Annotated in this window: 22 protein-coding genes; 16 read left to right on the top strand and 6 right to left on the bottom strand. The window is 67.4% G+C overall.

Annotation, left to right across the window (positions count from 1 at the left end):
* The 10 genes from SCNU_RS20720 to SCNU_RS02255 form a co-directional block, all read left to right on the top strand.
* A partial coding sequence (locus SCNU_RS20720; RefSeq protein WP_238526274.1) for a hypothetical protein occupies positions 1-237 on the top strand: 237 nt, incomplete at its 5' end.
* A gap of 492 nt (positions 238-729) precedes the next feature.
* Positions 730-900, top strand: a complete 171-nt coding sequence (locus SCNU_RS20530) for a hypothetical protein (RefSeq protein ID WP_009677734.1) — start codon at positions 730-732, stop codon at positions 898-900.
* A 139-nt stretch (positions 901-1,039) separates the two neighbouring features.
* Positions 1,040-3,160, top strand: a complete 2,121-nt coding sequence (locus SCNU_RS02290; protein WP_009677733.1) for a DNA primase family protein — start codon at positions 1,040-1,042, stop codon at positions 3,158-3,160.
* On the top strand, positions 3,157-3,393 hold the full coding sequence (locus SCNU_RS02285; RefSeq protein ID WP_009677732.1) for a glutaredoxin family protein: 237 nt from the start codon (positions 3,157-3,159) through the stop codon (positions 3,391-3,393). Before SCNU_RS02290 ends, SCNU_RS02285 begins: the two co-directional genes overlap by 4 nt.
* Positions 3,390-3,584 (top strand): hypothetical protein, encoded by a 195-nt coding sequence (locus SCNU_RS02280; protein WP_009677731.1) that lies wholly within the window; start codon positions 3,390-3,392, stop codon positions 3,582-3,584. Before SCNU_RS02285 ends, SCNU_RS02280 begins: the two co-directional genes overlap by 4 nt.
* The gene (locus SCNU_RS02275) at positions 3,581-4,804 is read left to right on the top strand and encodes a helix-turn-helix domain-containing protein (RefSeq protein ID WP_009677730.1); all 1,224 of its coding nucleotides are present in this window, start codon (positions 3,581-3,583) and stop codon (positions 4,802-4,804) included. The genes SCNU_RS02280 and SCNU_RS02275 overlap by 4 nt, the downstream gene beginning before the upstream one ends.
* 1,015 nt (positions 4,805-5,819) lie before the next feature.
* Positions 5,820-6,533 (top strand): hypothetical protein, encoded by a 714-nt coding sequence (locus tag SCNU_RS02270; RefSeq protein ID WP_139025715.1) that lies wholly within the window; start codon positions 5,820-5,822, stop codon positions 6,531-6,533.
* A gap of 218 nt (positions 6,534-6,751) precedes the next feature.
* Entirely contained in the window at positions 6,752-8,560 is a 1,809-nt protein-coding gene (locus tag SCNU_RS02265; RefSeq protein WP_175284056.1) for a relaxase family protein, read from the top strand.
* An 18-nt stretch (positions 8,561-8,578) separates the two neighbouring features.
* The gene (locus SCNU_RS02260; RefSeq protein WP_009677727.1) at positions 8,579-8,845 is read left to right on the top strand and encodes a hypothetical protein; all 267 of its coding nucleotides are present in this window, start codon (positions 8,579-8,581) and stop codon (positions 8,843-8,845) included.
* Positions 8,835-9,239 carry a hypothetical protein gene (locus SCNU_RS02255; protein WP_009677726.1) on the top strand — a complete coding sequence of 135 codons (405 nt, stop codon included), beginning with the start codon at positions 8,835-8,837 and terminating at the stop codon, positions 9,237-9,239. Before SCNU_RS02260 ends, SCNU_RS02255 begins: the two co-directional genes overlap by 11 nt.
* Positions 9,240-9,297: 58 nt before the next feature.
* On the opposite strand, the gene SCNU_RS19950 is transcribed toward SCNU_RS02255, so the two are convergent.
* Entirely contained in the window at positions 9,298-10,797 is a 1,500-nt protein-coding gene (locus SCNU_RS19950) for a type IV secretory system conjugative DNA transfer family protein (RefSeq protein WP_009677725.1), read from the bottom strand.
* Positions 10,794-11,054 (bottom strand): hypothetical protein, encoded by a 261-nt coding sequence (locus tag SCNU_RS02235; protein WP_009677724.1) that lies wholly within the window; start codon positions 11,052-11,054, stop codon positions 10,794-10,796. Before SCNU_RS02235 ends, SCNU_RS19950 begins: the two co-directional genes overlap by 4 nt.
* A 121-nt stretch (positions 11,055-11,175) precedes the next feature.
* Between SCNU_RS02235 and SCNU_RS02230 the strand changes: the two genes are divergently transcribed.
* The 6 genes from SCNU_RS02230 (at position 11,176) to SCNU_RS02205 (ending at position 14,387) form a co-directional block, all read left to right on the top strand.
* Complete coding sequence (locus SCNU_RS02230; protein WP_009677723.1) at positions 11,176-11,370, top strand: hypothetical protein; 195 nt, start codon at positions 11,176-11,178, stop codon at positions 11,368-11,370.
* Positions 11,367-12,209 (top strand): hypothetical protein, encoded by an 843-nt coding sequence (locus SCNU_RS02225; protein ID WP_009677722.1) that lies wholly within the window; start codon positions 11,367-11,369, stop codon positions 12,207-12,209. The genes SCNU_RS02230 and SCNU_RS02225 overlap by 4 nt, the downstream gene beginning before the upstream one ends.
* On the top strand, positions 12,206-12,385 hold the full coding sequence (locus SCNU_RS02220) for a hypothetical protein (RefSeq protein WP_009677721.1): 180 nt from the start codon (positions 12,206-12,208) through the stop codon (positions 12,383-12,385). Before SCNU_RS02225 ends, SCNU_RS02220 begins: the two co-directional genes overlap by 4 nt.
* Position 12,386: 1 nt before the next feature.
* Entirely contained in the window at positions 12,387-13,058 is a 672-nt protein-coding gene (locus SCNU_RS02215) for a hypothetical protein (protein ID WP_083812528.1), read from the top strand.
* Entirely contained in the window at positions 13,051-13,935 is an 885-nt protein-coding gene (locus SCNU_RS02210) for a hypothetical protein (protein WP_009677719.1), read from the top strand. Before SCNU_RS02215 ends, SCNU_RS02210 begins: the two co-directional genes overlap by 8 nt.
* Positions 13,936-13,997: 62 nt before the next feature.
* Positions 13,998-14,387 carry a hypothetical protein gene (locus SCNU_RS02205; protein WP_009677718.1) on the top strand — a complete coding sequence of 130 codons (390 nt, stop codon included), beginning with the start codon at positions 13,998-14,000 and terminating at the stop codon, positions 14,385-14,387.
* Positions 14,388-14,457: 70 nt separating this feature from the next.
* Here SCNU_RS02205 and SCNU_RS20525 read toward each other — a convergent pair whose 3' ends face one another.
* From SCNU_RS20525 to SCNU_RS02190, 4 genes are read right to left on the bottom strand one after another with little or no spacing between them, the layout of a single operon-like run.
* Positions 14,458-14,622, bottom strand: coding sequence for a hypothetical protein (locus SCNU_RS20525; RefSeq protein WP_009677717.1), 165 nt, complete (start codon positions 14,620-14,622; stop codon positions 14,458-14,460).
* Positions 14,619-15,194 (bottom strand): antirestriction protein ArdA, encoded by a 576-nt coding sequence (locus SCNU_RS02200; RefSeq protein WP_009677716.1) that lies wholly within the window; start codon positions 15,192-15,194, stop codon positions 14,619-14,621. The genes SCNU_RS20525 and SCNU_RS02200 overlap by 4 nt, the downstream gene beginning before the upstream one ends.
* Complete coding sequence (locus SCNU_RS02195) at positions 15,191-15,445, bottom strand: hypothetical protein (protein WP_139025711.1); 255 nt, start codon at positions 15,443-15,445, stop codon at positions 15,191-15,193. The genes SCNU_RS02200 and SCNU_RS02195 overlap by 4 nt, the downstream gene beginning before the upstream one ends.
* A gap of 9 nt (positions 15,446-15,454) precedes the next feature.
* Entirely contained in the window at positions 15,455-15,898 is a 444-nt protein-coding gene (locus SCNU_RS02190; protein WP_009677714.1) for a hypothetical protein, read from the bottom strand.
* Positions 15,899-15,946 lie beyond the last annotated feature (48 nt).

The raw sequence follows: 15,946 nt of genomic DNA, 5'->3' as shown, positions 1-15,946 counted from the left end.
CATCACGTCGACCGCTCCAGACGGGTTCAGATGGTCAACGTCAGCACAACATTTCGCTCGCCAGCACAACTTCTCAGGCCGATTTCAAATGTTGTGCTGAATGTTGTGCTGGATCGCGGTCCACTAACCCGCTGGTCAGGGCGTTTCCACCCCCTGGAAGTGCCTTGGCAGCACAACATCACAACATTTTTTCACTTTGGGTATAGGGGCGTTTCCGAACGCCTCTTCTCCCTGTAGCGCTGTAGTCAGAAAATGTTGTGATGTTGTGCTGCGCCGGTCGACGACCTGGGATTTCACGACCCTAAAACGGCCTGACCAGCGCGTTTCCGTAGCACAACACTCAGCACAACATTTTCAGCACTGTCGAGATGTTGTGCTGACGAGCGAAATGTTGTGCTGACGGATCGATGCCCCGACTCGAGCCGACGAGACGATGGTGACGGTACGACGAGTTCGGATGGATGCGGGGCACCTGACCCGACCGTCGAGGCATCGGCCAGTACGCCACCGGCCGTATCGGGGCGTCGATCCGGCATCAATCGAAACTTCTTTTGTCGGAAGATGCGACACAACTGCCTTTTCGATTACCTCAGTAGCGCTGCGACAACCGGTGAAAACGAATTATATCGCGGGATGAAAATAGCCTCTGACCAGCAACGATGCGGTTGCGCGGGGTAGATAGTGTCCGTAGCGTTTGTTGCACAGACACCACAGCAGAAAGGAAATGCGATGACTTCAGAGTTTCTCACCCCGACCGAGTTTGGCCGCCGGCGCGGATGGTCAAAGTTCAAGGTGTACCGATACCTCGCGTCGGGCATGATTCCCGACGCGCAGCAGATCGCGGCCGGGTACGCCTGGCGGATCCCCGCGGACGCCGAGGTGGTGGTTCCGGCTTCGTAGGTGACCCCCACCGCAGCGCACCGCGGCGACACATCCCCATTGAAAAGCGGAAAGCGCCGACCGAAGGGCGGTCGACGCTTCCGAGTGGAGTCAGCACTCCACCGAGTTGTCTGTAACGAGACAAGATAAGGCTATCACCATGTCGAATGAACCGACATCCTACACTGCAACTGACGACTTCGACGACGCCTTGCTCGTCGACGACCTGTCCGGTGTGACCGTGGCCGCCGACAAGGACGCCCCCGTCGATTACACATCCGCCGCTCGTCGTGAACAGGACGAACTCGTCGCCTCGATGAGTGACCTCGTCGACCCTGACGATCCGAGCAAGGACGCCAGCGGCGTACCGTTCGCGACATCGGTCGAAGACCTGGCCACAGCCGCGACCGATGTCCACCTGCGGCCCGGCAACATCGACGGTCTCAAGAAGCTCCCGCCGGCCGTCGTGCGCAAGAACCTGCTCAACCTCATCAACGCCGGTATCCGTCAGGAGAACGAGCGCGTCAAGCGCGGCCTGCGAGCAGGCACCAAGCGCGCCGAGATCGGTCGCCTGGGCCACTACGAGCTGGCCCGCCTGGTCAGCGCGCTGCACTCGATCATCCTCATCGCTCCGTCGACGCAGAAGGTGGATAGAGGCGACATGTTGTTGGCCGTCTACGACGACGATCCGGAGAGCATGTCGTTCGGCTTGTACCTGGCCGACCCTGGACACCTCGAAGCCGTCGTGCGCCGCTACCAGCCGGGGCTGGACACCAAGTCGTTCGTCGAAGTGGTTGCCGCTCTGCGGTCGATGGTTCCGGTCCGCGAGCGCGGCACCGACCCCGACCTGATCGCCACCCGCAACGGCATCGTCGACTTCCGCACCAAGACGTCAGTGCCGTTCTCGCCCGAGTACGTCTTCCTGGCCAAGCTCGGTGTCGACTGGAACCCCGACGCGGTCAGTCCGGTCATTCCCAACCCGAAGCACTGCCTGCACGACGACCGCATCAGCTGCACCTCGCTGTGCACCTGCAGCGGCGATCACGACGACCCGGCTGACTGCACCAGCTCCTGCCAGACCTGGGACGTCGAGTCCTGGATGGCCGATCTCATCGACGACCCCGAGGTCACCACGCTGCTCTGGGAGATCGTCAGCGCTGTCATCCGCCCGTACATCAGCTGGAACAAGGCGGTCTTCTTCTATTCGCAGCAGGGCAACAACGGCAAGGGCACGCTGCTGGCCATGATCCGCAACCTGCTCGGTCGCGGCAACTACGCCTCGCTGCCGTTGGCCGACTTCGGTCACGAGTTCAAGCTCGAAGATCTGGTTGGCACGTCGGCGATTCTGACCGATGAGAACGATGTCGGCACCTACATCGACAAGGCCGCGAACTTCAAGGCGATCGTGACCAACGACGTCATCATGATCAACCGCAAGAATCGCCGTGCTATCAAGCATCAGCATTACGGTCTGATGATTCAGTGTTTCAACGACAAGCCGACGGTCAAGGACAAGTCCGAATCGCTGCTGCGTCGGCTCATGTTCATCCACTTCGACAAGTCGTTCACCGGACGCGAGCGCAAGTACATCAAGGACGACTACCTGCACCGCCGTGACGTGCTCGAATACGTCCTGCTACGCGCGTTGTCGATGGGTCATTACGAGCTCTCCGAGCCGGCCGCGGTGAAGGCGGCTTTGGACGAGTTCAAGGAATACAACGACCCGGTCCTGGCCTTCTGGCGCGAGATCCGCACCCAGATCACCTGGCGGTTGGCGCCGGCACAGTTCCTGTTCGACATGTACAAGTCCTGGATGGTGCGCAACATGCCCAATTCGAAGGCGCTCGGACGGTACAAGTTCTACGACCAGCTCTACGACCTGGTGCGCGACGGCAAGGATTCCATCTGGGTGTGGGACCGCGAGGCCCAGCCCTACGCACACGGCCGTCTGTCCGGCATCGAGCCGCTGATCGCCGAGTTCGACCTGGACGACTGGGCCGACGTCTCGAAGCGGGGCACTCGTGACTTCGCTCGTCTGCCTGCCAGCAAGCTCAAGGACCGCTACCGCGGACTCCTGCGCCACGAGGACATCGAGCTCGACGCCGCACGGGCCGCGATTTCGAGCATCCTGGACACCCCGCCGACACAGGCCGAGATCGACGCCGCCAACGCACACACCGAGCCGGAGCTTTCGCAGCAGTCGGCCAGCCCGCAACACGGATTGACTGCCGATCAACTCGATGAGCTCGGCATGACACCGACGACCGAGGGGGCGGCATGACCATCACCGTCTACACCCGCCCCGGCTGCGGTCCGTGCCGCATGACCAAACGCCGCCTCGATGCCGCCGGAGTCCCCTACGACGTCGTCGACATCAGCCAGGACGACGAGGCCCGCGACTACGTGATGGCGCTGGGCTACCTGCAGGCGCCGGTCGTCGTCGCAGGCGACGAGCACTGGTCGGGATTCCGGCCGGAGCGGATCGACTCACTCAAGAAGAGGGCTGTCGCATGACTCAGAACTTGAACCGACGTTCGTTCTCGCAGGCCCTCGGCGAGACGGCGCCGATGGGCCGCCGGGCGTTCCGGCGGCACGTCCGTCGTACCCGTGGCTGGCGTGACGGCGATCCTCGGATCGATGTGGCCTATGCGGCCTACTTGCGTGGTCTGCACGGCCGCGCCACGACGAAGGAGAGTAATCGATGACCGCGCAGAAGAAGGCGACGGCGTACTGGTGGATGGTCCTCACGGTCGCTGTCGCGATGAGCAGCTACGCCAACGTGCGCCACTCGCACGTCGTCGCTCCAGGCAACAGTGTCGCGGCCTGGACCGCGGGGCTGCTGCCCTTCGCACTCCTGGTGATGGTCGAGGGCATCTGGCTGGCGACGAAGGCTGGTGTGGCCGGTGTGCGTCGGCAGCTCGCCACCGCGGGCGTCAGTGCACTCGCCGTCGTCGTCTTGATCGCCAGCTACGTCGGCGTGCTGAGCACGGTGCGCGAGACCGGGCTCGCGTCGGCGTTCCCGTGGCTGGAGTTCGGCATGGCGGCGGTTCCCGACCTGCTGATGATCTTCGCGACGATGTACGTGATGGGTCTACGAGCGTCGACCGCCGACGACGAGGCAGTGACGCCGAGCGCATGGTCTCGGATCGGCGGGAACCTCGTCGCCCGTGTCGAGGCGGCCACGGCGCCGGATGCGCTCGGTCGGCCGACCGTCGGTCCCACCGACGACAGCCGCCGGTCGGTGGTGGCTGAATCACCCACCGCGTCGGAACGGGCGGTCACCCACCACCCGATGGTCGATCGCCAGGTGGTCGGTGACGGATCGCCCATCGAATCACCCACTGCCGTCGACGTCGATTCGCCCACTGACGAGGTGGTCGATCGCCCGGTGGTTGCGCCGGTGGCGGTGGCTGAATCGACCATCACAACCACCGAGGTCGTGATGGACGATTCGGGCGACTCCCCGCAGGTCGGAGCGGTGGCGGCTGATGAAGTCACCCAGCCGATCACCCACGACGACGTGGACGATCACTCGCTGGTCGATTCGCCGGTGGTGGCCGAGTCACCCACCACTGCGGAGTGGCCGATCGCCCACCCGCTGGAGGCGGATCGCCCGGTGGTGGTTGGTGGCCGATCGCCCACCGGCGACGGCGAGTCGTCCACCGACGAGGTGGTGGTGGGTGACTCAGCCACCACCCCGGTGGAGGTGGTGTCAACCGACGCGATCGCCGAGAGGGTTCACGCCGAGTCGGGCACGACCAAGCCGGTGGAGGCTGTCGCCGCGGTGCTCCGTCTGGCTGCTGAGGGAGGGTCGCAACGGGCCATCGCCGCCGAGGTCGGCGTCGATCGCTCCCTGGTTCGTAAGTGGACGCAGGCGGCCGAGGATTACGAGCGTCCGGCTCTACGGGCCGTCGTCAACGACTGACCACCGACCTCGACAACCCCCGCCTGCCACCGGCCGGCGGGGGTTGTTGCGTTATCGCCGTGCTTTGTCCGGCGTCAATCTCTGCGCCGGTCGACAGGCCTCGTGCCGGTCCCCGCTCCCGGCGCCGACTCCGCACCCACGCCGGCGACAGCGCTTACCAAGTGCAGGCGGTCGGGGCGCGCAGCGCCGCCGGGCGCATGCCTGGTCGCCACGCCTGGTGACGCACCGAGCGCCGTTCGGCGTTCCCCAGGACGCGAGCGAGCGAACATTCCGCGGGTCCGATGCCCGCCGTCGACGGGCCGGCCCGGCGCCGGCCTCACAGCGCCACCTGACTGACACGCCGCGGCGGTATCCGGACCAGGAGTGCGCCCAGCGGCGGGTACCGCTGAATCGGCTCAAAACGCCCGCCGCGACCCCCTGCTACCGCTGCGTCACACGCCCCGCCCCGTGGTAGCAGGGGGTCACCCGTTGTGACCAGCGGAAACGGCCGTTTGCTCGTACCCCCTGCTACGTGCGTTTTCGGTACGTAGCAGGGCCCCCTGCTACCCCCTCGTTTCCGCAGGTAGACCCGCGTAGCAGGGTCTCGGATTCGGACCGGTTCGGCGGTGCGGTCCGGCGACCGCTCTGAAGCATAAGAACGGTTGACGCACTCGGACATTCCGGCCTGGCTCCGCCGTGTGCACCCCGACCGCCGGATGGCCGCGAGCGAGCGAGTGGTCAGTCCGGTGGTCGGGATCGACGGCTGGCGCAGGGTGCGAGCGAGCGAGCACCGAGGCCGGCAGCCGGACCGCGATTGGCGCATCACCGCAGGTGATCGCCCTGCCGCGCGTAGCGCGGATCAAGGCCCGCAGGGCCGTCTCCCTGGGGGTCTTAGGGGGCGCAGCCCCCTAACGGCACCCCGCGAACCCGAACGAAGTGAGGGCGGTAAACAGGAGGCGCGAAGCGCCGACTGTTTAACGGCGGGGATGCTCGCTGTGGTGGTTTCCTCGCGTATGAACCTGGTAAGCTCACCACTATGACGACGGTGGACGGCACGGAGGAGTCGGCGGGCGACAGCCCGCTCGACTACGCAGTGCTGGCCGCCGACGTGGCTGCGGCGGTGACGGGCCCCCGAGGCCCGGCGCCGTCGCAGATCCGGGTGGCCGACGCGCTTGCGCGGCGTGCCGCCGGACAGACGTACGAGGCGATAGCCGAGGCAGTCGGCGTCTCGGCGAAGCGCGTGGCGAGCTGGTGCCGGGCCGCGCAGCGGCTCGACCGACGCTTCGACGCCCGCGGGGCCAAGCCGCGCAAGGTCCGCGCCGGGGCGGCGGCGAAGCCTGGCCCGGAGAAGATCATCGGTTTCCGGCCGCGGCCGGGCACCAGGGCCGTGCTGGAGCGTCGCGCCGAGGTCGAGGGGCGAAGCCTGACCGATCTGGTGCAGACGGCGGTCGATGCTTATGTTCAGCGAAAGTCCGCCGGCGTCGAGGTGCTGGTGCGCCGACAGCTCCGCAAGGGGCTCAAGCCCGAACTGCGTGCGGTGGCCGACGCCGTCGGCGCGCAGGAGATGGAGTTGAGCAGGCAGGGCAACAACCTGAACCAGCTCGTGCGGTTTGCGAACAAGTACGCGCAGCTCCCGGTGGCGATCACCGAGGAGCTAGCCGCGACCCGCCGCGAGCTGGAGAGCAACCGCGCCGCGCTGGAGCGCCTGCGCGCCGCGGTCGAGAACCTGGTCGGCGGTGAGGACCAGTGACGAGCACGGGCATCTCTGCACTGCCTTACCTGCCGGGGTTCAACCGCTACACCAGCAACAGCCCGGCACACGATCAGGACCGCCCAGGCGGTCCGTCGGCGCGTGTGGAGTACATGTCGTGCATCGGAGACTGCGCCCCGGAGACGTTCGTCCGCGATGTACGACGAAACGCGCTGGCGTACGGCCAGGGCGATCTGAAGTACGACGCCTACAGCGTCGTGCTGTCGCACAGTCATGAGGAGCTGGACCCGAGCAACGACTTCCACGGTTGGTTGGCCCACCAGCTCGCCCGGGAATGGGTCAACCGCGCCTTCCCCGGCCGCCAGGCAAAGATTGTCACCCAGCGCGACAACGGCCGCTGGGAGGAGGTCGACGGGAAGCGCACGTGGGTCGACGGTAAGTGGCACTCGCACATCATGGTCGCGAACGTGGCCGAGCAAGAGGTCACGCTGCGGTGGACCGACGCCGAGGGCGTCGAGAAGACTCGACACTACAAGGCCGGCCGGGCAATCGACGGCGACCTGAAGAACATTTTTCGTCTTCGCCGGGTCACCGACGCGGTGATTCAGCGCGAGTGGCAGTACGACAATGCCGCCTACGTAGAGGCCTGCCGCCGGTTCAACGAGGGCGCGGCGGCCAAGCAGGATTACGCCCAGCGGGCCGAGCGAGGCTACTCCTCGTATGACGAGGTGCGGCTCAAACTGCGCACCGCGGCCGCGCAGGCGACCGACTGGACCGATTACGTGACCCGCTGCCAGGCAGCCGCGGTCGATGTGAAGACCCGCGGCGCGGGCGGTACCGGCGTCTCGTACGCCTGGGTCGGTGACGACGGCCTGGAGCGCAAGGCCCGTGCCCGCGGCAAAACCGGTCTCGGGCCGGAGTTCGCGAGGGCCGAGATCGAGAAGCGCTGCGAGCAGAACACGGCTGCACTGGCCCGCGGCGAAGCGCTGGAGATCCCCGAGCAGGTGCTTGTGGTGCCGTCGAACACGGTGGCACCGGATCGGCCCCGGCCGCAGTACCAGACCGCAGACGGCAAGCCGCCCTGGGAGAACGCTGAGGCGCTCGCCGAGTACGAGGCGAAGGTCCGTGCCACCGGCGGCACCTACGAGGCCCGGGCCGAGCAGGCGCTGGTGACCGGCGAGCCGGTCGAGGGTGTCGCACTGCTCCGCCAGGACGACGGCGTGCTCGCCGTGGTCGATGCCGGCGACGGGCAGGCCGTGTTCGACGTCGACGCCGCGCTGGCGCAGCGGGTGGCCGAGATCGAGGCTGCGCAGGCGGTGGCAGACGGGCGCCTGGGCGAGGCCGAGACGGCGATGAACGAGGCGGCAGTCCTGCGTGCTCGGGCCGATGCAGCCCTGCAGGCTGCCGAGGCCGACCGCGCAGCAGGACTCGCAGAAGTCGAGGATCTGAAGCGAGCGGCCGAGACCGCGGTCGAAGACGGTCGCAAGGCCGGCTACGACGCGGGCTACACCCAGGGCCGTACTGAGGGGCGCCGCGCGGAGAAGGAGGTGTACGACCTCAAGACCCGCCGCCTGGCCGACCGCGAAGCTGCCGCGGCGAAATGGGAGACCGAGACCGAGCCCGCACTGCGCGCCGAGATCCGTTCCGAGATCGAGGACGCGATGCGCGACGACCGTGATGCTGCCGCCGCCGATCGGGCCGACGCGAGACGGCGTCTCGAAGCCATTCCTGAATACGACGACGAGCATTGGGTCGATGAGATGAAGCGCGCGCGACTCGAAGCCGAGTACGAGGTCAGAACGCCGGTGCTGGGGGCCGACGGGCGGGCGATGGAAGACGCTGACGGAAAGACCGTCTGGACTTCGGCGCACCAAGAAATCGAGAAGCGCGCCCGAGAGCGCTACAACCGGATCAAGGAGGAGGGCAAGGGGCAGGAGGACGAGACCGTTGGTCAGTCGCGCGAACGTGAGGCGCAAACGCAGAGCCAAGGAAAGGACGCCTGGAGCACCGCCAGCAGTCAGGGACAGAGTCAGAGTCAGAGCAAGAGGAAGTACATCGGTGAATAAGGCCGCCGAGAGGAGGTGATGGAAGTGAAGATCAAACCCGAGTATCAGAAGTTCTTGGATCAAGCGGCCGAGTGGGAAGCCGAGGCGGAATTGATCGAGGGTTTCGCCAAGGATAACTACGAGAACGCGGCTCGCCGTTACGGCGGCGGCTCGTTCGCGTTCGTGAATGCGATCGCCGAGGCGGACAGATACACCGAGGAAGCGAAGATCTTGCGACAAGGCGCCGCAGATCACCGCGCGGGGATCGCGAAGTGGATCAAGGAGGACCAGGAAAATGGCGAGTAAGACCGAGGCCGAGCGCGCGCGGGAGCGCATCGACGAGGACAAGGCCGCGGACATCCAGCGGTTGATCAACGAGGGCGGCGACGAAGCCGTGGCCAAGAAGTACGGCCAGGGCGCCAAAGGCACCGCCGAGTACAGAGCGGCCCGTGAACGCATCCAGCGCCAGCGGGCGGCTCGTCAGGAACAGGCGCAGCGCCGCGAACAGCTCGCGGCCGAGACGCGCAAGGCCGCGGCGGCGCGGGAGAATGTCGCGCGCGAGCGTGCGCGGACGCCCTCGCAGGAGCCGGCCGCGGTGCGCCAGCGCGTCGCCGAGGGCAAGGGCGCGTGGGACAAGGCCAGTAAGGCCAAGACCCTGTCGCAGCAGCAGGCCCGGAAGACAGTCGCGCAGTCGATGTGACCTGCGAATGCAAGAAGACCCCGTCAGCCGCGGCTGACGGGGTCTTCTCGTCGGTGGGTCAGGCCATGTCCAGGGTGCTCATGTCCGGCAGGTCCACGGCCACGCCTTGCAGCCCGCGCAGGAGCAGCCGGGCTTCGCCGGTGCGTCGCGGGATCAAGTCCGCGGGCTCGACGGACCGGATCCGGTCGCGGCCGTGTGAGGCCCGTCCGTCGGCACCGACGTTGGCGGTACCGCGCTCGTCAGGCTTGGCGTACTTCGCCGCTCGCTCCATCAATTCGTCCTCGTTCGCGCCCGGCAGGACTAGGAAGGCCGGGAAGATCGTGCGCAGCACCTTGACCGCGGCCTGGCTCCAGATGAGCTCGAACTGCGATGTGCTCTGCACGGCCCCGACGACGCGGATGCCCAGTGAGCGCCCCTCACCGATCCAGCCGAGGAACCGCTTGGCCGGGATGGGCGAGCCGTTGGTGATCTCGTCGAGGACGAACAAGATGGGATCGAGCCGGCCCACTCGTTTCCTCCAGTAGTTCACGATCTGGACCAAGGTCAGGGCCGCCGGCGTCGCGCCGGCACCGGTGCTCGGCGAGACGATGAACAGCGTCGCGCCGGCCTCGGTCATCATGGCCGGCACGAACGGCGCGTCGCCGTTGGCCACGTTCGTGTCGGCCCAGGCCGACAATGCCACCTGACAGTTGATGCCGATCGAATCGCGCTGCTTCTCGTCCATCGCGCGCGCGGCCAGCAGGCTTGGCGCGTGCGTCGATCCCAGCGCCAGGCAGCGCAGGTAGGCGCTCCGCCAGTTCGGGGCCTCCAGGTCGTCGTCGGCACTGGCCGCGACGGCGTCCTCATCGAGTCCTTCGCGGGTGACTCCGGTGCCGCCGGTCGACTCGGCCGCAGCGTCTCCGACGGTCTCGCAGGCGTTGAGCGCCCATTGGACCCCACCACCCCAGACGCGCTGACCGGGACGTGTGCGGTCCGGCCGCCACCCGGCGGCCAGGAGAAAGCACGCCAGGCGCCGGCGAGCCAGTGCCTTCCAGAACGCTGCGTCACCGCCTCCCCCGCCGGTGTCACCGGCACCGATGGCACCTGTCTCCATGAGGAGGTCGGCGAGGTCAAGGGCCTCGTTGTCACTGGTCAGGTTGGCGCACGGATCGCAGGAGACCCTGGTGACCTCGACGCCCTTCAGCTCCGACTCGCGCACTTCGCCGCTCAGGTCCATGAGGAAGACCGGGCCGTTGGCGGCGCGTCGGCGGATCGTGAGTTCAGCGAAGTCACCCTTGCTGCTCATGGCCACGGCGGGCCGCGGTCCCCACGAGATCAGCGAAGGAACAAGGCAGGTCCGGGTCTTGCCGCCGCCCGTTTCGCCCGATATGAGCAGGTGGTAGGCGGTCGCTGCGAGGTCTCCGTGAGTCTTGCCTTCATTCCTCTCGTCGTGCTGAATCGGGTACCGGTGGCCGTCGGGAGCGGGCTCGACGCGGATGAAGCCGGCGTACGGGGTGTCCGGCAGCGAAGTGCTCGGCGCTGTCGGCTCACCGCTCTTCTCGCGCTTGAAGATGCTCATTTCCCGACCTTTCCCCACCGACGGCGCGCTGCCGTGGTGGCCGACGCGCGGGAGCGGGCAGCGCTGTCGTCGCGCTCGCGTTCGATGCGGGCATCGAGGTCGGGCTCGTCGAGCCGCTCCAGGCCGTCGAGGACCAGCGCGCGGCTGAAGATCCCCGGCGTGACGTCGCGGTCGGCGGCCTCCCGGCGGAGCACTCGTCGCTCGCCGGCGGTCAGCGGGACCTGCTGATGCTCACTCAGGTTGTCGGATGCGGCCATGCTGCACCTCTCTCTTCTCGTGCTCACCTGGGCCTTTCCCTGGTGAAGCATAGTTATGCGATGTACTGTATAACTATACCTAGAGTCGCATGGACAGCGGCGACAAGTGAGAGGAGCAGGCGTGAGTAAGGAGAAGGCCGGCCGGCGCATCAGTCCCCGTGCCGTGGCCAAAGGTGCGGTGGTCGCCGCGATCTTCGGCGTGGGCCTGGCCGTCGGCGGTGGATGCAGCGGTGACGGCGTCGACCGCGATGCCGTGGACGCGTGTTTGCCGGCGACGTCGGCCGTGCAGCTCGACGAGTGCTTGGAGACCCGATGATTCATCCGTGGGCGACTGAGCGGGCCGCATGGATCAACGCGCACAGTGATCCCGAAGCGGCCTCGGCACGGCGCCGCTCGGGCATCCTGAACCGCGCCGACCGGCAGCGCGAGCGGGCTGGCACCGGCGTCGGCGTGAGCGCGGCGCAGGACGAGATCCCCTCGCCCCTGTGGCGCCGGACGCTGCGCAGCGAGAAGCTCGGGATGTTCCAGGAGTCCCTGGTCGTGGTGGCCGCAGCTGTCGGCGCCTACTGCATCGGCGCGGGCGTCGCGCTCGGAGTCGGTGCGTACCGCGTGGTGCTCCTTCGGATCTCGACGCGGATCGGTCGGCTCTGGCTGTGGCCGTGGGCGCTCGCCGCAGTGCTCCTGATGACGGCGCTGGTCTTGCTCGACGTGCCGACGGGAATCGGCCTGCACCTGGACCGCCATTTCCCCGTCAGCCTGTTCTCCCGCCTCGGCCCCTGGTGGGCGTGGATGCTCTGGCAGCTGGCCGTGGCGTTCGTGGTCATCGCCTGGCAGATCCGCGTCTGGGGCTGGGCGGGCGTGCAGAGGGGCGTCATCGAGCCGCCGAAGCAGAACAAGGACGGCAGCTGGCGCGTGGTCGTGGACAAGAACAAGGCCGCAGCGTTGAACCCCTACCGCGGACAGGCGTCGACGAGCGCCGAGCCGATGGCCGCCGAGGTTCCCGAGCCCACCGCTCCCGAGCCGGAGCCGGCAGGCGGCGGCCAGCTCCCGGCGCGGAACCCGGCACTCGCTGGGTCAGGGCCGGATGCGCCTGATCTCGGCGACGTGGACTTCGACAACTTCGAGAAGCGTATCGACGACGAGGACCCGGCATGACCGGCCCGGCGCTCGGCGCGGCGATCGCTATCGGCCTGTTGGCCGGTATCGCGGTCATCGCCCTCGGCATCACCCTCGGCGGTCCGTGGCGGATCGCCGGCGGCGTCGCCACCGCAGCCCTCATCGCCGCGATCGCCATCCCGGCGGTCACCACCAACAACAAGAAGGAGAAGTGACATGACGAATCCCCAACAGCCTGTGAACGTACACATTCAAACGGGCACGACCGAGGTGCTGCGCATCGCTGCGACGTTGCTGCTGTTCGGCGGCGCCGGTGCGATTGCGTGGACGGTGGCGCAGGGACCGAACGCCGAAATGGCGGCGTCGGGCCTGTCGATGATGATCGTGATGATGATCAAGTTGTCGTACGCCCGCGGCCGCATCGCGATCCCGAAGAGCGGCGGCGACACCGACGACTTCGCGGCCACCAAGGGGGTCGTCACGCAGATCGCCGGCGAGTACACGGCGTGGATGGCCAAGGCGTCGATGCCGGTCATGGCGTTGATCGCCGCGGCGTACGCGGTGGCATTCCTCGTACTGCGTGCCGGTGTCGCGGCGGCGCTCGGAGTGTTCTCGAACTTGTACATCGCCGCGGGCAGCGCGGCGATGATCGGCGCGCTGGTGGTGTTCCCGTCGTTGGTACCCAACATGATCCGCGGACTGAAGGACAAGGGCGTCGTCACCGACGCTCCGGCCGCCACGGCGCAGCCGGTGGTCCAGGCTCCGGTCGCACCGGCACCGATCGCGCCGCCGGTCGCTGAGACGCCCGCACCGGTCCCGACCGCCTCGCAGCCGGTCAAGAAGGTCGTTGTGAAGAAGGTCGTCAAGAAGGAGTCGAACGATGCCTGACGAGTACGAAGAGATCGAGATCTACGAGCAGCCGGACGGTTCCTACGTCGACGCGGACGGCAACCCCGTCGACGAGAACGGCGAGCCGATCACCATCGAGTCGGCCGCTACACCGACGCCTGCGGCGCAGCCGCCGGCGGTCGGTGACACCCCTGCGGTGCCGAAGGTCGGCAAGGCACCGAAACTGCTGATCGCTGGTGCGGCGGCGGTGGTACTGCTGGTCGGCGGCGGCATTGCGTGGGGCCTGAGCGCCGTCGGCGACCAGAACACGGTGTCCGACGTGAAAGACGCCGCAGCTGCGAAGAGCTCGCAGGTGCGCGCCGCTGCGAGCAGCAAGAAGGAAGAGGTCAAGCAGTCCGTGGATGCCTGCTCGGACCTCGCGGGAGCTGCCTGGACCGGGTCAACGGAGCCGATGCTGCAACTCAAGGTGACCGACAGCGTCACGCTCCCGTCGGGGTTCGCCGGACGGCTCGAGAAGGCCGATGAAGTGGTCATCCTTCAGACGGCGAAGACCACATGGGGCCTCTACATCGCCGAGCCGGCACCGGCGAAGGGAGCCCCCGCGGGCGACCCGTGGTGGAAGGCGACTGTCGACACGGCCAAGGGACTGCACGTCACCGAGGGGCCGGGCGATGGCACCGACGAGAACGTCGCCGGCGCCTGCAAGCAGGGTGTCGCGGGCCCTTACCGCGTCGTCGGCGAGGGGATCCCTGAGAACGCTCGCGGGCTGAAGGACGACCAGGTCGAGGTCGCGGCAGTGCAGGCGGACGGCGGCAGCGAGACCGGCGTGCTCGCGGTCATCGGCGACAAGGTGGTCAAGGCCGACCTCGAAGCGGCTCCGGCGGACGAGAAGGAGAAAGAGGAGGCCGAGAAATGACGTAGGCGCAGCTCGACTCCACCAGCAAGACAAGAGGAACCAAGACCAGGAAGGGTCACACCATGAACACGAGCAAGCACATCAAGATCGCCACCGCCGTCGCCGGACTCGGCGCCACAGCTGCCCTCGCCGGGCTCGGCGCGGGCACGGCCGCCGCGGACACCGCAGCGGGAGTCGCCGACGGGTGCTACGAAGCGATCTCGTCGATCGCTCTCCCGCCCGCCATGCCCGGCACCGGCACGAAGATCGGCACGGCGCACGTCAAGGACGGCACGATCACCGCCTTCGGCCAGCGGGGACGGATCAAGCCGACGCCGACCGGCGGCACCGCACACGTCGGGGGTGTGACGGTCCGGCTGACGGCGAAGACCATCGGCGCGGACGGAGACACGATGACCGTCTACCGCGTCGACGGTGTGCCGGGTATCGCACTGCTGACGCCGACGTGCTGACGCGCTGAGATAAAGCAGAAACCCCCTGGTGCAGGTCGCGCACCAGGGGGTTTCCGTGTTTCAGGATATGTCACGCGGGATCGTTGCCGAACCAGGTGGCGGCCAAGCGGACGGCGAGGTGCCGGTGTTCTGGATCGGCGTCTTCTCTGTGGATGCGGCGGATCCATCCCGACGGCTCCTGGACGACGACAACGTCGACATCGACTGGGTCGGGCGCGATGATGTACATGGTCACGCGTCCCGGAACACGTAGACACCGCCGTACTGCGCGTCCTCGACCGAGTAGCTGTGCCGCAGGTCGCGGCCGTAGCGCGTCACGTCGAAGTAGCGAACCGCCTCGTCTGGCCAACCGGCTTGAAGGTCCATCTCAACCACGTGGTGCCAGACGAAGGCGTTCCAGTCGTCGTGCTCGCCCTCGTACCGCTCCTCGAAGGTGCCGACGTCGGGCAGGTCCTCGCCGTCGATGGTGACGCCCTCCGAGCGTGCCCACGCGCAGAACGCCGGCCACTGGTTCGGTCCGACCAGCTCGTACAGCTCGCCCCAGCGCCCGGCTGTAGTCGTGTCCATCTCGGTGCTGGTCGGCCACACGCCGTCGGTGTCGAAGACCCAGATCTCCTCGCAGCCCTCCTCGGCCCAGTCGACGCCCGAGCCGCGGTGGACCTCGGCGACGGTGATCGTCTCGGCGCCGACGGCGTCGAACCAGTCGCCGACGAGAAGACCGTCGTTCCGGCATCGGAAGCAGCCCACCCAGATCTGCGGGCGGTCGGGCTCGGTGATGGCGACGGACGGTCGCAGCGGTGACGTCATTGGAAGTCCTCCTCGGTGAGCCAGGGCAGAACTGCCTCCAGGCCCTCGTAGTCGATCGACTCGCCGACGGTGAGCCGGTACTGGTCGCAGGCGTACTCCAGCTGCGACGGGTTGATCAGGTAGGTGAACGCACGCTCGCCGACGCTGTCGCGGTCGGTGAGCACGACACTCCGGCCACCGGTGACCTGGATGCCGATGATCGACAGGGCGTCCTTGGCCATCTGCTGCGGCGTAATGATGGGTGCAGGCATGGTGTTCTCCTAGCCCTCGCCGTGGGCGGTCAGACCGACGAGATGTTCAAACGGCACCGGCGCGTGAGTGATTCGCGCCTCGTAGACGCCGCGGACGTTGGCGTACTCGGCGCCCTCGCCGGTGAGCTGGATCAGCTCGTCCTGCGCCCAGGCCGTGAGGTCGATGCCGTCGGGCGGTGCCGGAAGATCTGCCTCCTCGGTACGTGCGAAGTGCCGTCCGAGTTCCGGGTACGAGTTACTGATCGACACCGTCACGGCGACGACGTCGGCCACGGTGCGCAGCAGCAGGCGTCCGAGCGCTTCGGCGGGGGCTCGTGAGAAGTTCAGCAGGCCGAGATCGTCGGTCAGGATGGTGATCAACGGTTGGCCGCCGGTCACGTCATCGTGCCGGGCGACGACGATGCGTGAACCGTCTCTCGTCGCGGTGCTGGTGAAGGGTGCGGGTACAGACATACGAAAAGACCTCCTCGAACCGGGTGTTCGAGGAGGTCTCCGGCGACG

The organism is Gordonia neofelifaecis NRRL B-59395 (assembly GCF_000192435.1).
In the GTDB taxonomy this organism is placed as follows: domain Bacteria; phylum Actinomycetota; class Actinomycetes; order Mycobacteriales; family Mycobacteriaceae; genus Gordonia; species Gordonia neofelifaecis.
Note: the sequence above shows the minus strand (reverse complement) of the source record. Positions and strands in the feature narration are given on the sequence as shown.

What these genes read in the sequence shown, in the direction of transcription:
- SCNU_RS20530 (WP_009677734.1), top strand. Translation starts at nt 730, where the DNA reads ATGACTTCAGAGTTTCTCACCCCGACCGAGTTTGGCCGCCGGCGCGGA.
- SCNU_RS02290 (WP_009677733.1), top strand. Translation starts at nt 1,040, where the DNA reads ATGTCGAATGAACCGACATCCTACACTGCAACTGACGACTTCGACGAC.
- SCNU_RS02285 (WP_009677732.1), top strand. Translation starts at nt 3,157, where the DNA reads ATGACCATCACCGTCTACACCCGCCCCGGCTGCGGTCCGTGCCGCATG.
- SCNU_RS02280 (WP_009677731.1), top strand. Translation starts at nt 3,390, where the DNA reads ATGACTCAGAACTTGAACCGACGTTCGTTCTCGCAGGCCCTCGGCGAG.
- SCNU_RS02275 (WP_009677730.1), top strand. Translation starts at nt 3,581, where the DNA reads ATGACCGCGCAGAAGAAGGCGACGGCGTACTGGTGGATGGTCCTCACG.
- SCNU_RS02270 (WP_139025715.1), top strand. Translation starts at nt 5,820, where the DNA reads ATGACGACGGTGGACGGCACGGAGGAGTCGGCGGGCGACAGCCCGCTC.
- SCNU_RS02260 (WP_009677727.1), top strand. Translation starts at nt 8,579, where the DNA reads ATGGAAGTGAAGATCAAACCCGAGTATCAGAAGTTCTTGGATCAAGCG.
- SCNU_RS02255 (WP_009677726.1), top strand. Translation starts at nt 8,835, where the DNA reads ATGGCGAGTAAGACCGAGGCCGAGCGCGCGCGGGAGCGCATCGACGAG.
- SCNU_RS19950 (WP_009677725.1), bottom strand. Translation starts at nt 10,797, where the DNA reads ATGAGCATCTTCAAGCGCGAGAAGAGCGGTGAGCCGACAGCGCCGAGC.
- SCNU_RS02235 (WP_009677724.1), bottom strand. Translation starts at nt 11,054, where the DNA reads ATGGCCGCATCCGACAACCTGAGTGAGCATCAGCAGGTCCCGCTGACC.
- SCNU_RS02225 (WP_009677722.1), top strand. Translation starts at nt 11,367, where the DNA reads ATGATTCATCCGTGGGCGACTGAGCGGGCCGCATGGATCAACGCGCAC.
- SCNU_RS02220 (WP_009677721.1), top strand. Translation starts at nt 12,206, where the DNA reads ATGACCGGCCCGGCGCTCGGCGCGGCGATCGCTATCGGCCTGTTGGCC.
- SCNU_RS02215 (WP_083812528.1), top strand. Translation starts at nt 12,387, where the DNA reads ATGACGAATCCCCAACAGCCTGTGAACGTACACATTCAAACGGGCACG.
- SCNU_RS02210 (WP_009677719.1), top strand. Translation starts at nt 13,051, where the DNA reads ATGCCTGACGAGTACGAAGAGATCGAGATCTACGAGCAGCCGGACGGT.
- SCNU_RS02205 (WP_009677718.1), top strand. Translation starts at nt 13,998, where the DNA reads ATGAACACGAGCAAGCACATCAAGATCGCCACCGCCGTCGCCGGACTC.
- SCNU_RS02200 (WP_009677716.1), bottom strand. Translation starts at nt 15,194, where the DNA reads ATGACGTCACCGCTGCGACCGTCCGTCGCCATCACCGAGCCCGACCGC.
- SCNU_RS02195 (WP_139025711.1), bottom strand. Translation starts at nt 15,445, where the DNA reads ATGCCTGCACCCATCATTACGCCGCAGCAGATGGCCAAGGACGCCCTG.
- SCNU_RS02190 (WP_009677714.1), bottom strand. Translation starts at nt 15,898, where the DNA reads ATGTCTGTACCCGCACCCTTCACCAGCACCGCGACGAGAGACGGTTCA.